At 30.0% G+C, this 18,200-nt stretch carries 16 protein-coding genes; 2 read left to right on the top strand and 14 right to left on the bottom strand.

Translation table 11 applies throughout. From position 1 onward, the window contains the following. Positions 1-786: 786 nt before the first annotated feature. The 3 genes from RDK80_RS15515 to RDK80_RS15525 form a co-directional block, all read right to left on the bottom strand. Complete coding sequence (locus tag RDK80_RS15515; RefSeq protein ID WP_308524810.1) at positions 787-2,730, bottom strand: hypothetical protein; 1,944 nt, start codon at positions 2,728-2,730, stop codon at positions 787-789. Between the two features lie 133 nt (positions 2,731-2,863). Further along, on the bottom strand, positions 2,864-3,766 hold the full coding sequence (locus RDK80_RS15520; RefSeq protein ID WP_308524811.1) for a TatD family hydrolase: 903 nt from the start codon (positions 3,764-3,766) through the stop codon (positions 2,864-2,866). Beyond that, positions 3,753-5,318, bottom strand: a complete 1,566-nt coding sequence (locus RDK80_RS15525; protein WP_308524812.1) for an ABC transporter ATP-binding protein — start codon at positions 5,316-5,318, stop codon at positions 3,753-3,755. The genes RDK80_RS15520 and RDK80_RS15525 overlap by 14 nt, the downstream gene beginning before the upstream one ends. A 322-nt stretch (positions 5,319-5,640) precedes the next feature. On the opposite strand from RDK80_RS15525, the gene RDK80_RS15530 reads away from it, so the two are divergent. Next, on the top strand, positions 5,641-6,738 hold the full coding sequence (locus RDK80_RS15530; RefSeq protein WP_308524813.1) for a radical SAM protein: 1,098 nt from the start codon (positions 5,641-5,643) through the stop codon (positions 6,736-6,738). Continuing rightward, positions 6,738-6,944, top strand: a complete 207-nt coding sequence (locus tag RDK80_RS15535) for a hypothetical protein (protein WP_308524814.1) — start codon at positions 6,738-6,740, stop codon at positions 6,942-6,944. Before RDK80_RS15530 ends, RDK80_RS15535 begins: the two co-directional genes overlap by 1 nt. A gap of 343 nt (positions 6,945-7,287) precedes the next feature. Here RDK80_RS15535 and RDK80_RS15540 read toward each other — a convergent pair whose 3' ends face one another. From RDK80_RS15540 to RDK80_RS15590, 11 genes are all read right to left on the bottom strand, one after another. Next, positions 7,288-8,367 carry an IS66 family transposase gene (locus RDK80_RS15540; RefSeq protein WP_308524815.1) on the bottom strand — a complete coding sequence of 360 codons (1,080 nt, stop codon included), beginning with the start codon at positions 8,365-8,367 and terminating at the stop codon, positions 7,288-7,290. Beyond that, positions 8,331-8,699, bottom strand: a complete 369-nt coding sequence (locus RDK80_RS15545; RefSeq protein WP_308524816.1) for a hypothetical protein — start codon at positions 8,697-8,699, stop codon at positions 8,331-8,333. The genes RDK80_RS15540 and RDK80_RS15545 overlap by 37 nt, the downstream gene beginning before the upstream one ends. 118 nt (positions 8,700-8,817) lie before the next feature. Beyond that, complete coding sequence (locus RDK80_RS15550; protein WP_308524817.1) at positions 8,818-9,375, bottom strand: DUF3795 domain-containing protein; 558 nt, start codon at positions 9,373-9,375, stop codon at positions 8,818-8,820. A gap of 427 nt (positions 9,376-9,802) precedes the next feature. Further along, complete coding sequence (locus tag RDK80_RS15555; RefSeq protein WP_308524818.1) at positions 9,803-10,501, bottom strand: Cache 3/Cache 2 fusion domain-containing protein; 699 nt, start codon at positions 10,499-10,501, stop codon at positions 9,803-9,805. A gap of 65 nt (positions 10,502-10,566) precedes the next feature. Continuing rightward, complete coding sequence (locus RDK80_RS15560) at positions 10,567-10,947, bottom strand: hypothetical protein (RefSeq protein WP_256311346.1); 381 nt, start codon at positions 10,945-10,947, stop codon at positions 10,567-10,569. A gap of 10 nt (positions 10,948-10,957) precedes the next feature. Further along, positions 10,958-11,518 carry a hypothetical protein gene (locus RDK80_RS15565; protein WP_201259823.1) on the bottom strand — a complete coding sequence of 187 codons (561 nt, stop codon included), beginning with the start codon at positions 11,516-11,518 and terminating at the stop codon, positions 10,958-10,960. A gap of 387 nt (positions 11,519-11,905) precedes the next feature. Then, positions 11,906-12,853 carry an ATP-binding cassette domain-containing protein gene (locus RDK80_RS15570; RefSeq protein ID WP_094901284.1) on the bottom strand — a complete coding sequence of 316 codons (948 nt, stop codon included), beginning with the start codon at positions 12,851-12,853 and terminating at the stop codon, positions 11,906-11,908. A gap of 3 nt (positions 12,854-12,856) precedes the next feature. Then, on the bottom strand, positions 12,857-13,903 hold the full coding sequence (locus tag RDK80_RS15575; protein WP_094901282.1) for an ABC transporter ATP-binding protein: 1,047 nt from the start codon (positions 13,901-13,903) through the stop codon (positions 12,857-12,859). A gap of 24 nt (positions 13,904-13,927) precedes the next feature. Then, positions 13,928-14,878 carry an oligopeptide ABC transporter permease OppC gene (gene oppC, locus RDK80_RS15580; protein WP_094901280.1) on the bottom strand — a complete coding sequence of 317 codons (951 nt, stop codon included), beginning with the start codon at positions 14,876-14,878 and terminating at the stop codon, positions 13,928-13,930. Continuing rightward, positions 14,878-15,828 (bottom strand): ABC transporter permease, encoded by a 951-nt coding sequence (locus tag RDK80_RS15585; RefSeq protein WP_094901277.1) that lies wholly within the window; start codon positions 15,826-15,828, stop codon positions 14,878-14,880. Before RDK80_RS15585 ends, oppC begins: the two co-directional genes overlap by 1 nt. Positions 15,829-15,842: 14 nt before the next feature. Next, complete coding sequence (locus tag RDK80_RS15590; RefSeq protein ID WP_094901275.1) at positions 15,843-17,840, bottom strand: ABC transporter substrate-binding protein; 1,998 nt, start codon at positions 17,838-17,840, stop codon at positions 15,843-15,845. Positions 17,841-18,200 lie beyond the last annotated feature (360 nt).

The following is an 18,200-nucleotide window of genomic DNA, read 5'->3' on the forward strand; positions in this document are numbered from 1 at the left end:
TATTATCTCATGATTCTTAATGCATTTAAATCCATGGGATTATTGACCGCTTACAACCTATCCATCTATAGCTCTCCTAACTTTAACGATATTCTGTTGTTCAAAAATTTATATCAAATGATAAATTTGCCCCTTGGTAAATTACGGCTATTTAGCCATTATAAAAAGGCGCAAAGATATCCCTTTTGAGAATATAAGAAATTATAATATAAAATATAGTTAGCTGCATGGGTTTTCATTACAAGAATCCACTAATATAAGGCGCGATAAATAGAGCCTAAATTTTAGGCAATTTACCTTATATTAATTTTATTTAGTTTTATTTAATAACTAAATTGCGGATTCTTACTATAATAACACCCATCTTGCAACTCTCCTTTCTATTATTTAAAAGTATTATAACATGATTACACATATTTGTGAACCTCATATGACTAAAGTCACGTACTTCTAACATCACTATTAAAAGTTCCCGCTTCATCAAAAGGGCGATTTTGGTAATACAAAAATTAACACACAAGAACCGTCCCCTTGTGTCCTAGGGATATCATCTCATGTTACATCATACTTTTAAATCCATGAGATTATTAGACGCTTACAATGCATCTTTTATTGGACGCTTATCATTTAACGATGTCTTTTGGGTTTATATTAAAGTAGATGCCTTTCAGTCAAGATGCTTGTCTTTATAACCTTCTTTCCTTTAATTTGTAGTTTTACTTCTGCCTACTTTTATGGTATAATTCATTGGCGGAAGGCCATAATTTATATTAATTCACCTTGATATTATATAATAACTTTTTTATTTATAGATTGCTCTAAAACATTAGGAGGAAGATTATTTATATCCATACTGCTAATTTTTTGAAATGTATCTTTATCATATTTAACTATACAGTGATTATCCCAAATATATATTATTATGTATCCATTTTCAATAATTGAAATATTTTTATTCAATTCGTATTTTGGAGTAAAGTCATTAAGGGTGTCGCTATTATTACTATTTGCTGCCCATAATAAAGTCATTCTTAATGATTCTGCTAGTCTATAATAAATTATTGGTGATAATAAGCTTGTGTTTGGCATCCATGGATATAATGTATTTTTCATCACTGTATTTCTTTCGTTATCTAGTTTAATCATATCACTTGAGTAGTTATAATTAGCAAAGTTTCCTAAAAAATCATTATATGTACAAGGAATATTAAGCTCATAAATATTATATCTGTAAAAGTATTTGAAAGCATCTGATGATACATCTAATAAAAACCTATTTAAGTTAAATGTAGTGTCATACTGTTCATTGTAACTCAATAAAGAATTAATTGTTTTATTTTTCTTTTCTTCTGTTTCAGTAGGAAATCCTAATATAGTAGGTAAATGAACATGTATACCAGATTCAGAAAATATTTTTATATTATGTTCTACTATATCATAGTCAAAATCTTCTGGATACTTATTCATACTTACTAATACATCTTTATCGCCTGATTCATAGCCGAATCTAATTTCTCGTAATCCAGCATTATATAATACTTGACAATCAGTAGCACTATAAAAATTATCGAATCTTGTTCTAGCTTGCCAGAGTATACTGATTTCTCTATTTAGAAGTTGTACTCCAAAATCAATTAAATCTTCCTTAGTAATTGCTTCATCTTCAAACCAAAAATATTTGTACCCTATATTATAAAACCTATTAATGATTGTAATAGCATCTTCAAAAGTCTCATTTGCGTCATTAAATTGATATTTATATTTTTTATTTATTCCACAAAATGCACATTTGTGCCAATAACAGCTTTTATTAGCAAAGATACGCATATTCACTATTTTCGAAATATTGAATCGTTGTTCTGTATTCGGTTCATATGGCATTCTAATAAAATCATTCGTACTATATATTATCTTTTTGGGGGTTGTTTTTTGGATCTTATTATTATTTTTATTCTTGAACATAATATTTGATATATACTCTAATTTATCATAATTTTTAAAATTTTCCTCTACTAACTCTACAGTTTTATTACTACTATCTAGTATAATACAATCTATATATTCAAAAAAATCGTTATTTGTTTGCAAATAATCTTCTATTTTATTATATGAGAAATATTCAGAATCATGTGATTTTAATCCAACAAAGAGTTCACTATTTATTTCTCTTAGCAATTTAATAACTAGTAAACTAGAGTATTTTAAAGTGCCGTTAATCCATATAAAATCTACGTCTTGTAAATACGGAGAAATAAAGTTAGTTAAGAATTTTTTACACTCGTTATCTTCATTAACCTGTGCAAGCAACTTACTAAATGAGTTATCAATTCCTATGATACCTTCCTGTATAGAAATAAAAGTTGGATTGAAATAATATTTGCTTAATAAATTGCAATATAAAGTTAATGTTTCAAGTGCATAAAATAGTTCTTCTTGAGTTACTTGGAACGATACTAATTGTTTTAAAGAGTGTAACACATTATTTTCAAAGTTTTTTTTATTATATAATACTGCTTTTTCCCAAACACTAAGTTCGTTAATTTCAGATTTATCCATTATTTTAAGAATTTTTCTAATAAAGTCTACACTTAATATTTCTTTCCAAAAAAAAGTATTTAAGTTTTTAAAAAAATATGAACTATCGTTAACATTAGTAAGTTTTTCAAAATCTACAGGAAAATAAAGTTCGTTATGCAATCCTTCAATATTACTTATTTCTAATTTTTTCATACTATACCCTCCCACATAAAATAGCTTCATTGTAACTAACTATTTTTATTTTAATTTCTATATATATCAAAATCTTTGATAATTCATAATATGATCATATTGTGAATTAATTTAATTATAAAATAAACAATCTCTAGCTTATTATATTTAGTAATCTTCTTGGGTTATTTTCAAGTATATTAGTAATATCTCTGGCTGATATACCTATGGATTGTAATAGGGGGATTGTGTATTCAAACAAATAGTTGTATCCTAAGTTTAAATTACCCTGATTCAAACAAGGAGAACCATTTTTCCACTTCCAATTACAGTCAGAACTTAGTAATATATTTTTTGTGTATCCTTCAATAATGAGTGACTCAACAAATTTCATTATTGCTTTAGTTTTCTTTGATTTTGGTACTGTACCAAAATCATTTATCTGTAAAAAGCTTCCGCTATTTGCAATTGTTAACGCCTCTGAAATAAATTGCTCACTACTAAGTTTATTATATTGTTTTTCATAATGACATATCATTAGTAATCTAGGATTCACACCCATTTTTAAAAGTTCACAAAAATGATCATATGTATTATTTGGACAATGAAATGCAATAGGAAGATTAAACTCATTACTTAATTTAATAGCTGCGTTGATAAATCTACACTCATAATCTTTAAGTTGGTTTCTTGAGTTAGTTGCAATCTTTATTATCCCTGGTTTAATTTTTCTATTACTAATCCCTTTTATATATTTATTTCTTAGGCTTTGATATAGCTCTTCAACAGTTTTTCTTTTATCACTTGCTTTCACTTGACGACCACAATAGAACCCTATGCAGCATATAATTTCAACTGGAGAATTGTCAATAATATCTAAGTATTTATTTAAACTAGCATAAGGGGTTAAGTCTACAATATAATCTATATTATATTTTGATACCTTATCTAGTAATTTCAAAGCATATTTGGTATTCTCTTCTGTTTTGGAATATGGATAGAGGTTAAATAAATGTTCATGTACAAGTATATAACCCTTTGATTTAATATTCTTCAATTATCTTTCCTCCATGTAATGTTATTTTTTGCATTTTCTCATTAAGGATATCTCTATGAGTTATTATGATGCAGAACTTATCTTTACATATATCATCTAAGTTATGAAAAAATTTTTTCGTAACTTCATCATCTAACATAGAAGTAGGCTCATCAAACAGCAGTAATTCAGCATCTTTAATTAATGCACGTGTAAGGGCAAGCCTTTGCCATTGTCCACCAGATAGTTGAATTCCACCATCAAACCAGTTCCCTAATTGTTGGCGATAGTTGTATTTCATACTATTTATTAGTTTTTCTACACCAGTAATGTGAGTAATAGCTTTTACTTGAGGTATTATATATTCTAAATTATTATTGTTTAAACTTAAGTTTTCAAGAACAGTCAATTCATATTTATTAAAGTCTTGAAATAGAACAGAAATATTGTTTCTAAAAGTTGCTTTATTAATGTTTCTTAAATCAACCCCATTAATCAAAATTTCACCACTATATTCCGTATAAAGTCCTGAAAGTAATTTAATTATAGTACTTTTCCCAGAACCATTGACTCCCTTGATTATTAAGGGCATTCCTCGTTTCAAATAAAAAGATACATCTATTAATGCAGGTTTACTAGATTTTGGATATGTGAATGTTATATTTCTAAATTCAACTGAATCTATTCTAGAAATGTTCTCTCCATGTTCTTTTGAATACTCAAACATTGAATAATAATCATTTATATAAGGAATGTTTTTAACAAATGAAACCACTGACCTTGAAAATAACATAGTACTATTGTTTAATATGTTCATTATGCTGAAGTAAAAAACTAAAAAACCAGCATCAAAAGAATCATTACTCTCATAAATAAAATAAAATAAAAACATAACAATAAAAAATAAGTATATGAGTTGAAATGAAATCTCAAGCTTTATTTTTTTTGATATTAGGTCTCTTTTTTCTTTAAATAAATCCTTTTTAAAAAGTGATGCTTTCTTTAATATATAATTATTAGAATTATGTACTTTTAAATCTTTAACCAAATAATCCTTCGTCAATAAAGAAGTATAATAAATAATTTGTCTGTTTTTCACAGTATTTTTTAGCAAATATTGATATTCTATTTTATTGATTTCCCTAAAGTAAAAAATAGAAATAAACGGTAAAATAAATAATATAAAAATAAGTTTAAAATCAATATTTATTATTATAAAGATGCTTAGTAAAATTGCAGTCAATGATTCAAATAATGAGAAAATACCCTCTACTAAGTCATTTAGCCTAGTATTTATAAAAACATCAACTCTTTGAATTATATCGTAGGTGTTTGAATATTCAAATTTACTATAGTCAGTATCTGAACACTTTTGTAAATATTTTTTGAAAATTTCTATGCTGGATTTTTCTTTATAATTAAACTTAAGATATTCACAAGTATGTTTAAAAACTATCAATAGAAGTTGTATAATTATAAATAAGAAAATAAAATACAAAAGCTTGTTTTTATCGTTTAATGTATATATTATATTCTTCATTATATATGCAGCACTAATATTTACAATACTCATACAAGTTATGCAAATACATGTAAAAATAAAATAAACAATATTAATATTACAAATCGTCTTTAAGAAATTAAGGCAATTTTTAAAATGTTTCACTCAAGATCAACCCTTTAATTTTAATTTATCATGATTAATAATCATAATATGCTTCTTTTTATTATCAATTAATTTTTTATGGAATATCCAAGTCCTATAAAAATGCACTATAAACTTCTTTTGTTTTAAGGATTTTTGTGCTATACTATATTATTATATATTTTAACATATAATTATCTATTTTTTAAGTGTTTTATTAATTTAGTATTTATAGATTGTGAGGGTGAAAATGATACTAGACTTAGATAAGAAACTAAAACTATACATAAATAAATGGGTTTTGGATAGAGACAATTTTTTTTCTGATTTACTTTATTTCCAAATCCATATTACAAATAGATGCGGTAATAAATGTACTCATTGCTATTTCCATGAAATTCCTACAATGGGCGATATAGATTTTGAAGAATGTTGTGATTTTATTTTAAAAAGCAAAGATTTAGCAACTCGTCTTAATAAAAAACTAAAAGTTGATTTTATAGGCGGAGATCCTTTACTATATCCTCAAATTGATGCCTTAGTTGACTTCTGTCTTACAAATAATGTTACTTATGGGCTTAAATGCAATCCTAATGAGATAGTCAATAATTGGGAACGCATAGAAAGCGTAATAAATAATAGTAACGATATTATGTTGAGCATAGATGGTTTAGAACAAACTAATGATTATATACGCGGTAAAGGAAGTTTTAAAACAGCTTTAAAAGGAATACAATTACTTAAAGAAAACAATTCTATGGTACGTATTCATTTTACCGCATCAAAAAAGAATAACCAAGAAATAATTTCCTTATTCGATTTCTTGCTAAATGAAAATTTTATTATTGATGATTTTACATGGGGAAGGTATTGGAGTGCTTCCGATTTAGAAAATGTCTTAACAGAAGATGATTTAGTTATATTATTTGAAAAGAATATTGATTATCTTAATAAGGTGTTTTGCGATAAATCACATTTTTATTTTAACCAAGAAAATAGATTAGTGCCTAAAATTTTTTATAGCTTTAAAGAGCATTTATGGATACCTTTTTTTATTGAACATAATATATTAATCGATGATGTAATGAACCAAATATTAAAGAAAAAGGACTGTATAAACTGTACAGGAACTAAGGATATATATATAGTTGATCAAAAATTTAATATTTTTAATTGTCGGAAAATAGATACAACATATAATAACATTGATAGCTTCTTTTCTGGCAAAAGACACAAGTTATCTTTTAAAAATTATTTATGTAATGATTGTGTCTACGTAAATGTATGTAAAAGTTGTTTAGCTATACCTAAAGTAAGTTGTATTTATTACAAAAAGGAGGTTAAGTAATGGATAATATTAATTTAGGAGACCTTATGGATATTGATTTAGATTTTATCAAGCTATTTACTTCCCTACCAGGTTCTGGAATTAGTCCGATGTCAAGTGATGGTGGCTTCGACGGCGGCGGAGGCGGAGGCATCGGAGGCGGAGGTGGCGGCGGTGGCGGCGGTGGTGGCGGCGGTGGTGGCGGCGGTGGCGGTTCAGCTTGCTAGTGAGCCAACTATCTTCCACAAAAAGCCGTTAACTATTAATACTATTGTTACCGCTAGTTGTTAATTAAGCGTAGTTTATAAAATTTTTGATCAATATATAAATATAAAGGAGTTGTTGTAAAAACAACAGCTCTTAAAAAAAAGAGCGAGTCTGTTAAGGCTTGCTTTTTCTTTATTTGTAAGATTTAAAAGTAAGCGATAAATAATCACATGTATATATAATGAATGTAGCCAATATCACATCTAAATGGCTGCATTCATATTTTATCTAATTTATTTAATTTTACACACTTCTTGGACTTGCGGATTCCACGGAAGTAAATTATCTATTAGAATATTATCTTTAGGTAATGCAGCAAGTAAAAGTTGTAAGATTTAATCCATTTGCTTTTGCTGTTTCTCCTAGAGTATAAACTGTTGCACTTGCTGTTGCTCCTTTTGGACTTCCTGCGAAAAGCCAATTTTTCCTTCCCACAGTGAATGGGCGTATGCTGTTTTCTGCAAGGCTGTTTGAAATTTCACAATTCCCATTTTCCAAATATGTCATTAAGCTAGATTGTTGATTTTTTACATATTGTAAAGCTTGGTCAATCTTAGATTTTGCCAATACTCCATTTATATTTAAATCAACCCATGACCCAAAAGTCTCCAATACTGGTTTCTCCAATTTAAGGCGCTCTTCTTTACGATCTTCTGGTGATAAATTTTTTAGTTTCTCTTCGATTTCAAAAAGTTTATTGCAATATGCCAAACCTTGTGTTGGTAATGTTGCTTCTGGACTTTTTATGTCTTTTGGAATAGCATCTGTAAAATATCTTCTAGCATGGCTCCAACAGAGGCATCTAGTAACCCCTTCTATCTTTCCATAACCTTTATAGTCATCTGTATGGAGATATCCATTATATCCATCTAGGAAGTCTGCTGCATTTACACCTGCACGACCAGAACTGTATTCAAAAATCCGAATCTGCTTGCTGCTATGGCTACTTGTTGTGTATACCCACATGTATGATTTTGCGGTATTTTTCTTACCTTCTTCATTCATTACTTGAATGGGAGTTTCATCAGCATGTAGATAATTGTCTTTAAGAAGCTCTTCATGGAGTCTTATGGCTATTTTATGTAACCATTCATCTGATGTTTTAATTATCCAATTGGATAGTGTGCTCCTTTTGATTTCCATTCCGAGATTTTGCCAGTCCTTTTCTTGACGGTATAAAGGAACATGATTAACATATTTCTGGTACATAGTCCACACAACACTAGATGGTGATGCCATGGAATGCTGTAGAAGTTGAGTATCTGCTTTAGCTTGTTTAAGATATGTTCTTTCTTCTTTACGACAGATTCTACATTCACAATTTTCTTCATAGATATGTACAAGTTTCATGATTGCAGGGATATATTCAATTTCACTACGCATATACTTCTTTCCTGCATAGTGTAAATTATCTCCATCAATTTTACAGATTTTATCTCCTTCAATACTCTATCTTCTTCTGGAAGATTAATCAAAGCCTTTTCTCTTGAATATCCTTTACGAGTTTTCTTCTTTGTAATTACAGGCTCTTCTTCGTATGGATTTGCTTCTACTTCCGCTTCATCAAACTGACCATATTCAACTCCTTCGATAACAATTTGACCTGTTAGGGACACAAGAGGACGTTTCTCTTGTGTCATTTGAATCAAGTCAATAGTGAAACTACATATTACTTCTTTTCCAGATAAATCAAAAGGGCAATTTTGATAATACAAAAATTAACACACAATAACCGTCCCCTTGTGTTCAAAAAATAGGCTAAGTCTATAGGTCTTAAGAAACCTAAGGCTTAGCCTATTTAATCATTAATCAAATATTTGTTACTGAAATATATTACTTCTTTGTATGCTTTTTGTTAAGCTTTAAGACAATATTTTTCTGTTCTGCAACAGTTTGAAAAACTGTTACTGCAACACTTGCTTTTTCTTTTAGCGTTAAATTTTCATATGCGGTCTTGGAATTGATTTGTTCTATAATATTTTTCAGATCATGCAAATCTAAAAGGTTTACAGCTATACCAAAAAAGCTTTTTCGACGTCCATCGTTATAGTTTGCGAGCAAATGTTTTAGTATCTCAGCTTTTTCTATTAATTCAGAATTATATTGCTCTGTACCTATCTTCTGCGCTTTTTTCATATCTTTAAGCTGATTGCGGTGGGTAATAAAAGAGTCAAATTCATCTATGCCTTTATATTTTTCACAAGGATATTCATGGCAAAGATAGCAGTATTCAATGTTTCCGTGCTGTAAACTGCACCTGGCAATAGCACAACCCTGATTACCTGCACCTCCACCACAACCCGGGCAGTAATTATCCAATTTCATAGTACAAAGTTCGCAATTCAAACCGCATAATGAAAACATTAGGTCTTTTCTTTGAAAGTTTTTCATACTTATCCTCCTTACATGGGATATAAGTTCTCTTTAATATAGAGAAAGAAATTCATTTGTTTGCCACCTTATTTCTTCTTGTCGCCATAATACGTCATCAGAATTATACTCTCCGCCGTAGAATGTTACCAATCACATTTCGCTACTCTCGTGTTCTTGGACATTCCTGATATGAGACGTACATCTGCTTCTTCAGGATATGTATTTCATTTCAGTTCATGGAAACCCCTTTCAATTCTTGCAATGTCATATTTTCAATCATTTTTTTATTTATCAATAAAACAGATGATATTATATTGGAAGAAAATCAGAAACCAGATTATTGCATCGTAGGAATGGATTATAATGATAAAAGTTATATAAACTATTAACAGTAGATATAGTTTATACTAACTTTATAATTTGCTAACTATTATCTTAATTTATTCTATCTTTTTGCTAAGTCCTGCCCATCTAATTCTCTATCCCTTACAGATGCACTGGCCAATGCAATTAATGAACCTAGTGAAATAGCTCTTAATACAATAATTAATATGTTGATTTTACTCATTGTAGCATCATGTACTTTTATAATATTATCCAATATTCTTGTTGGTGTACCTACAAACAATAACCCTATTATATTATTATTTTTATCTTTTATCGGTTGATAAGCCGTATAATAGCTTTCACCTAGTATTTCTGCCTCCCCTATATATAACTCTCCATTCATTACTGTTTGATATGCATTATGGTCAGTACCTAAGAATGTACCTATTGCCCTTTCGTTTTCCTCAGACATAATATTTGTTGAAATTCTTTTAAAGTCATCGTTAACTTTAACAAAAATAGAAGACTTATCTCCTAAATCTTCTAATACAGTATCTACCACTCCAAATCTACCTTCTATACTGTTACCATCACTATCAAGTAAAGTTCCATCTCCTTGAGTTAATGTACCATAAGAGTTATTGATATATTTCATTGTTAAATTTATATTATTTTCAACATTCTTTTTTAACAATTGATTTTTAATATTATCCATTTCTTTGGTGCTGTATGAAAATCCTAATAAACCTACAATCAAGCTAGCTAACAAGGCTATCATCCCACAATATGCTATTAATTTTGTTTTATTAATCTTCATAAATTGCTCCCTCCGTTTTACCATTTGCACTTCAGACTTTATATAACAAAGATTTAGCTCTCAGACTATTCATCTATCCCTACAAATACCTTCTTAAAGCCCAGCCATGCAAAACATGATATAGCGGCTATTGTACCGAGCCTTCCACCAATACCTGCATATGCACTTCTAGCTGCTATAAACAATATTCCTGTCATTAAAGATATTACAGCCATTTCCAAAAGATTTAATGCATTTTCAACGGAAATCATTCCAGCATAAGAAGAACAGGCTGCAGCTGTTGCCAATACACCACCCATTAAAGGAAAAAAATAGGGAAGCATAAGCCCCGACACCAAAGTTATGATGGCTGAAGCAATAACCGCTCCTCTCTTTAAAATATTGGATACTATATAAGTAGCCATGCCTGCAGCTATTGATATTATTAAAATAATCACTTCCTCCATGTAATACCTCCTAACTAAAAATTCTCATTATTGCTTTCGTAATTATTGTAGACAATGCTGCGGTAGTTCCACCTTTTCCACCGATGCCTGCATAAATTTCCGCAGTAGCTAAAAGAATTAGTCCTACTATCAAACTTCCTAGTGCAGCTGCTGCCATAGAAGGTATTACTGCCAATGAACTCATCCCAACAAAGGATGATGTATATGTTATACCAGCCAAGTCGTTTGGAAGAAATATAGCAGCCATTACACCTACTAATCCATTAGCAATAACTGCTCCGTATCCCATTTTATGATTTATAAACCATGTTAAAGTAACCCCTATAAATGAACATATCAGAACATATAAATTTCTTTTATTAACCCTACTTTTGTCGTCTCTTTCTATCAATTTTCTAAAGTGATCCGCTAAACTTATAGCAAAGAAACATCCAAAAATTATTAAAATTTCTGTCTTATAAAAGTTTTCTTCATTAGCTGCTGTTGAGATAATCAATCCCCCTCCAGTTGCAATAAAAGCTATTAATCCTAATAACCTTGTTCTCGTTTTATCAAATAACTTTCTATTCATTTTATTGCTACCAAAGATTTATAAAAATCTATAATTTGAACATTTTTGTAATGTCTCTATTCCTTGGTAACTCCCTCCCTTTTTATTTGTTTTATATTTTTTAAACATATTTGTTGAATGATTATCAAGTGCAGTTATGCTACATACCTTTAGTTTAATTTATATTCATTTAGAAAGCAATATTGAATTGGATTTACTCAATAGATTTCTATCCTTGCTGTGCTTCATTTACTACTTTAGCGGTCAATTGCACGCAATAAAACTTCAAGCAGCTCCAATAGAACCACTATTAATCATTGAACTCTTTATTTCTAATGAATACACAAAAATACACCTTAGTAAAGATATCTATCTTTCTAAGGTGTATTTAAAATCATTAATATTATTCTATATTGCATCCATTATAGCAATTTCTCTTCTATATTGTTCAAGTTCACGTTGATTTCCATAGATAAAATGTCCTTTAATAATTTCTTCCCAAATTGGTTTATCTACAGAGTAATCATGAACTGACGGATCATAAACAATTAGCTTTTTATTCTTTTCTATTTCTGGATCTGGCTGTGGTACTGCTGATAGTAAAGCTCTTGTATATGGATGTAAAGGATGTCTAAATAATTCTTCAGATTCTGCTAACTCCACTATTCTACCTTTACTTATAACTGCGATTCTATCAGATATAAAACGTACTACAGATAAATCATGAGAAATAAATAAATATGTTAATTCTTTATCTTTTTTAAGTTCATTTAGTAAATTAAGAACCTGTGCACGAATAGAAACATCTAATGCTGATATGGGTTCATCTGCTACTATAAACTCCGGTTCCATAACTAATGCCCTTGCTATACCAATACGTTGCCTTTGACCACCTGAAAATTCATGTGGAAATCGAGAAGCAAACTCTGGCAAAAGACCTACTTCAAGTAATGCTTTTTGAACCTTTTCTGCCCGATCTTTATCATCCTTATATAGACGAAAATTTAATAATCCTTCTGATATTATATATTCAACTTTTGCTCTTTCATTTAGAGAAGCCATAGGATCTTGAAATATCATCTGACATTTTCTGATAACTTCTTCATCTAATTCTTTAGAAATTTTGCCATTTATCTTTTGCCCTTTAAAATAAATCTCACCTGATGATGTTGGATTTAATCTTAATATAGCACGACCTATGGTAGTTTTTCCAGAGCCTGACTCCCCTACTAAGGAAAAAGTTTCACCTTTATAAATATGAAAGTTAACATCATCTACTGCTACAAATTTCTTTTTCCCTTTTCCAAATGTTATCTGCAAATCTTTTAATTCAATTAATTTTTCTCTTTCTGTCATCCTTTAACTCCTCCCTATATTATGGCTATGAGCACGTAATCTTTGAATAGTCTCTGGCTGTTCTATCCTTGGAGATCTTGGATCTAAATACCAAGTTTTTGCCTTGTGAGTCTCGGATACACTAAAGAATGGTGGTTCCTTTACAAAATCTATTGCTAATGCTCTTTTATTACGAGGAGCAAATGCATCACCTTTTATTTCATGGAATAAATTTGGTGGAGTTCCCTCTATAGATGGCAATGCTTCGCCTTTTACAGTTAACTGAGGTAGTGATGACAATAACGCCCAAGTATATGGATGCCATGCATTATAAAATATTTCATTTATAAGTCCATATTCTACTATCTGACCAGCATACATAACTGCTACACGTTCAGCTACATTGGCTACAACGCCTAAATCATGAGTTATATATATAACTGTCATATTGAATTCTCTTTGTAAACTACGAATTAAATCTAATATCTGAGCTTGAATTGTAACATCTAAAGCCGTTGTTGGCTCATCACAAATTAATATTTGGGGAAGACAAGCTACTGCTATGGCAATAACTACACGCTGTCTCATACCACCTGAAAATTCATGTGGATACTGATTATAACGACGTTCTGGATCATCAATTCCTACCTTCTCCAACATATTAATTGCAATCTTTTTAGCATCTTCTCCCCTTAAACCTTGATGCAACTCTATACTTTCCTGAATCTGCTTTCCTACAACCTTTAATGGATTAAGGGAAGTCATAGGATCTTGCATTACCATAGCTATCTCTTTACCTCTAATATTAAGCCATTCTTTCTCTGTCTTATATTTTGAAATATCTTCTCCTTTGTACATAATAGATCCATTGGTAATACTACCATTGGCATCTAACATACCTACAAAAGATTTTGTAAATACGGATTTTCCCGAACCTGATTCTCCTACAATTGCTAATGTTTCACCCTCATATAAATCTAGAGAACAGTTACGGATTGCTTTTAATTTTTGTCCACGTAAACTAAATTGAATCTCAACATCTTTTACGGATAAAATTAGTTTTTTTGCCATTGATTCTTCCTCCTGTTCTTAAATTTATACATGATTTCTTGGATCTGCTGCATCAGAAAACGCATTTCCTAAAAGATAGAATGTTATAGAAATAATAGATACAATAGCTGCTGGGAATGCCAATAAATATGGATAATCCAAGAAGAATGTTCTAGCATTTCTAAGTAATATACCTAATGAAGGTGTATTTATATCAAGCCCGAGTCCCAAGTATGATAACATTGATTCTGTGGCAATTGTTTGTGGTATTGACAATGCCAATCTTAGTATAATAACACTTATTAATTGTGGCAGAATATTTTTTAATAAAATTCTCCATGTAGGTGTACCTAATGATCTAGATGCAAGATTATACTCTCTATCTCTATGAATCATAACTAGGTTCCGTACGTTTCTTGCCATTACTAACCAACCAAATGCAATAAGAGAACATGCCATAATCCAAAAGCCTTGTCCTACCATAAGTGCAATTAAGGTTAAATATATTATATTTGGAACATTGTTTATTAGATTATACAACTCTGTAAAAAATCTATCTAATTTTCTAACATATCCCCATAGGCAGCCAATAATAACACCTAATATACACTCTCCTAAGCCAACTATTAAAGCTAGTTTAATAGATATCTGAGAAGCATACCAAACTTGAGACCAATAGTCACGGCCTAAGTTATCTGTCCCAAACCAATACTCAGAGTTTGGGCTAAAAAATCCTTTTGTAGTATCTGGAACTAAGGATGCATAATCATATTTGCCTATTCTTAAAGCTATAAAAGAAAATATTACCAATGCAAAAAATATAAAACTTAAAATTACTGCTGATTTTTTCTTTAAAAAGTTCTGAAATACAGACTTCCAATAGGAATAATCTGAATATCCAATTTTTTCTGCAGCTTCCGGAGAATACTCTACAAAGTGAAAAAGCTCATCTTCATTTATTATTTCTTCTTCTAATGTTTTAATATGAGCAGTCATTATCTAGAACCTCCTTCACTGGTAAGTGTAATTCTTGGGTCAATTAACATCATAAGTATATCTCCAAAAAATACACCTAATATACCTAGAGTTGCATATAAAATAGTTACTGTCTGGACAACATTTAAGTCATATCTAGTTATTGAATCAATTAATAAAGGACCCATCCCTGGTATAGAGAAAAAACGCTCCACAAGGATTGAACCGCCTACGGTTGTTAGAAATGACATTGGCAAATACTGTGCCAATGGTACAAATGCATTTCTAAGTATATGTTTGCCCATTATTTTTCTAGTAGACATTCCTTTTATTCTTGCTAGTTTTATATAATCTTTATTTATTTCATCTACCATATACCTTCTAGTCCATAGTGCCCACCATGCAATACTACTTATACATAAACATATAACTGGTAATATACTTGATGGTCCTGGATTTCTTGTAGAATACATCGATGGTAATTTTAATAGTCTTGTACCAAATATTAAGATCAATGAATATGATACCAATGGCGGCACCGCATTAGCGAAAATAGTATAGGTTGTACCAATATGATCTCCTAGTTTATCTTTAAACCTTGATTGCATCATACCCATTGTAACTCCAGTAATTAATGAAATACCTAGTGCCATTATTCCTAGTTTCATAGATATAGCAAATCTATCAGATATGATTTTAACTACAGGTACACCATTTTGAATTCTTCGGGATTCCCCAAAATCAAAACGAACTAATTTCCCATAAAAATCGACTAATTGTTTTGGTATAGGATCTAGTAATCCTGCAGCTAATAATTGTTCATTTTTCTGTTCTTCTGTAAACTTCATCAACTGTTCTTCAGTAAAATAATAATCCGTTGGAAGCATTCTCATAAGCAAAAATACTATTGTTGCTATTAGTAAGACTGTTACAATAGATTGTAACAGTCTTTTAGCACTATATTTAACCATATATAGTCACCGTCCTATTTCTTACCTGCATTATGTGCATCTTGAAGAGCTGCAGCTTCTTCTGTAGTGTATCCATCAGAATTTGTTCTGATATTTTTAAATTTTTCATTTTGTATACCAAACATGGCATTCATTTTACTAGTGTTGTCATATTTAGCCAATGCAACCATCTGCTGATACATAGCTGGTACAGCAAATGCATTTTCTAGCATGTATGCTTCTGCCTTTGCATAAGCCTTATAACGAGCATCTAGATCAGTGGTTATAGCATCTGCTGCTTCTACTAATTTAGTAAATTCCTTATAAGCTGCAAGTAATTCCTTGTTTGCTTCTGTCTCTTCTGTTATATCATTTATATATGAATAGTTTGCTGAATAATAAGCATTGTCATTGCCATAGGTTTCCTGTCCTAGATAATTTTGTGGATCACCATAGTCTGCACCCCATCCGTTAATTGCTATTGAGTGAAGATGCGGCTGTACAACTTCTTTTCTTATTGATGATACATAAGTTTTTATATTAAATTTAACAAAATCATCTCCCAAGCTCTCTGAGAATATTTGTTTTAATACGTTAGCTGTATCTAAAACAGTTTGGTTACCTGCTGCGATATAATAATCAATTTCTACTGGGAAAGTAACACCTAATGCTGTTAATTCTTCCATAGCTTGTTTCTTTAACGCAGCTGTTTTTGCTTCATCTAGTCTCACCATTTTCTTTCCATTAAGTTCTGGTAAGCCCATTTCTTGTCTAACTAATTCTGTATATTCTGTACCGTCTGAAGTATATACTAAGCCCTTCATGGTATAGAAATTATTCTCTCCTATATATGGGTCTAAGGGATTTTGTCTCTTATAATAATTTTCTAAATTTAATCCATAGTACCAAGTTTGTCTAAATGCTTTATTTGCAATTGCTGTATTCCAATTTGTATCAGGTGTTCCATCTTCTTTATTTTTATTAAAGTTAAAATGGATTTGAAATGAGTACTTAGATAGTACGTCTGGTACTAAATAGTTATAGAATTGGTGATTTTTATCTTTACTTATTGTATTTACTTGACTTTCTGTTAATTGAACATAGTCAATTTCTCCTGATTGATACAATTGATATGCTACATCTAGAGACTCAACCATTTTTATAGTTATTGTATCAAATAAACTTGCTGCTTTGTCCCAATATAATGGATTTTTAGTAAATACTTTTTCATTACCTTGGATATATTGGGTCATTGTATAAGCTCCACTATACCACATGTTTTCATTATTCATAGATCTGACATTGTCTGCTCCACCTAGTTCATCAACCATTTGTTGTGACAATGGATATAGGCAGTTATAAGTTGCTACTGTATCAAAATATGGTTTTTCTGTTATACATTTATAAACTAATTTATTACCGTCTATTTCTAATCCAACTATTTCACGGAACTTTGAACCCGCTTCCGCTGTTAAAGCTTTTGCTTCTTCTGCCGAAAGAGTTTTTGTCCACTCATAATACTCTTCAGCGCCTTTTATCATTTCAATTGGCATTGATGTATTTGATGAATCGTTTTTATGGAAATTAAGAATCCACTCAAGTCCTGTTGCAAAGTCTTCTGCTGTAAGAGCTGCTTTTTCCTCACCATTCATACCTACCCATTTTACGCCATCACGAATTTTAAATGTCCATGTTAATCCGCCATCTTCTGTACCCCATTCTTCTGCTATTCCTGGAACCAATTCACCATATGTATCCACTTCTAGCAATGGATCAAGTAAATTAGTCAAGTTTTCAGAGTCTTCAGCTCTTTGGCTATATAAAATATTGAATGTTTCTAGTTCTCTGGTTTGTACCTTAGATATAACTAAATCCTTAATAGTTTTAGCTGTTTTTGGTTCTTCATTGTTAACAACATCGTTGCTACCATTGTCACTAGTATCAGTAGTCTTTGAACCTCCACTGCCACAAGCACTAAGCATTAAAACTAATACTAAAATCAATGATAATAACTTGAACTTTGACTTTTTCATAATATTTCCCCCTTTTTTTAATAAAAAAGTAACAAAATATAATCATTCATTTTACCATAATTTTGATGTGGATATTTACTATTTGGAAAATAAAAGTTATTGGTAATATTCTGAACATTGATTATACTTTTGAAAATAGTTTATCAAAAACAATCTACATTGTCAATCAGATTTGAAATGGCTTAACACTCTTATAAATGCCAATAAATTACATAACTCCCCCAAAATTCCATATCCACTAATTTAAGTTATTCATAAATATTTGTTTTAATTTTATTAGTTCAGATGTATATTTAATTTCATTTATGATAATTTATATTTTAATTGATAAATTTTATATAATATCCTTATGCTATAAAA

Source organism: uncultured Tissierella sp. (assembly GCF_902479755.1).
In the GTDB taxonomy this organism is placed as follows: Bacteria; Bacillota; Clostridia; order Tissierellales; family Tissierellaceae; genus Tissierella; species Tissierella carlieri.

What these genes read in the sequence shown, in the direction of transcription:
- RDK80_RS15575 (WP_094901282.1), bottom strand. Translation starts at nt 13,903, where the DNA reads ATGGCAAAAAAACTAATTTTATCCGTAAAAGATGTTGAGATTCAATTT.
- RDK80_RS15565 (WP_201259823.1), bottom strand. Translation starts at nt 11,518, where the DNA reads ATGAATAGAAAGTTATTTGATAAAACGAGAACAAGGTTATTAGGATTA.
- RDK80_RS15525 (WP_308524812.1), bottom strand. Translation starts at nt 5,318, where the DNA reads ATGAGTATTGTAAATATTAGTGCTGCATATATAATGAAGAATATAATA.
- RDK80_RS15590 (WP_094901275.1), bottom strand. Translation starts at nt 17,840, where the DNA reads ATGAAAAAGTCAAAGTTCAAGTTATTATCATTGATTTTAGTATTAGTT.
- RDK80_RS15560 (WP_256311346.1), bottom strand. Translation starts at nt 10,947, where the DNA reads ATGGAGGAAGTGATTATTTTAATAATATCAATAGCTGCAGGCATGGCT.
- RDK80_RS15570 (WP_094901284.1), bottom strand. Translation starts at nt 12,853, where the DNA reads ATGACAGAAAGAGAAAAATTAATTGAATTAAAAGATTTGCAGATAACA.
- RDK80_RS15515 (WP_308524810.1), bottom strand. Translation starts at nt 2,730, where the DNA reads ATGAAAAAATTAGAAATAAGTAATATTGAAGGATTGCATAACGAACTT.
- RDK80_RS15540 (WP_308524815.1), bottom strand. Translation starts at nt 8,367, where the DNA reads ATGCGTAGTGAAATTGAATATATCCCTGCAATCATGAAACTTGTACAT.
- RDK80_RS15535 (WP_308524814.1), top strand. Translation starts at nt 6,738, where the DNA reads ATGGATAATATTAATTTAGGAGACCTTATGGATATTGATTTAGATTTT.
- RDK80_RS15550 (WP_308524817.1), bottom strand. Translation starts at nt 9,375, where the DNA reads ATGAAAAACTTTCAAAGAAAAGACCTAATGTTTTCATTATGCGGTTTG.
- RDK80_RS15530 (WP_308524813.1), top strand. Translation starts at nt 5,641, where the DNA reads ATGATACTAGACTTAGATAAGAAACTAAAACTATACATAAATAAATGG.
- RDK80_RS15555 (WP_308524818.1), bottom strand. Translation starts at nt 10,501, where the DNA reads ATGAAGATTAATAAAACAAAATTAATAGCATATTGTGGGATGATAGCC.
- oppC (WP_094901280.1), bottom strand. Translation starts at nt 14,878, where the DNA reads ATGACTGCTCATATTAAAACATTAGAAGAAGAAATAATAAATGAAGAT.
- RDK80_RS15585 (WP_094901277.1), bottom strand. Translation starts at nt 15,828, where the DNA reads ATGGTTAAATATAGTGCTAAAAGACTGTTACAATCTATTGTAACAGTC.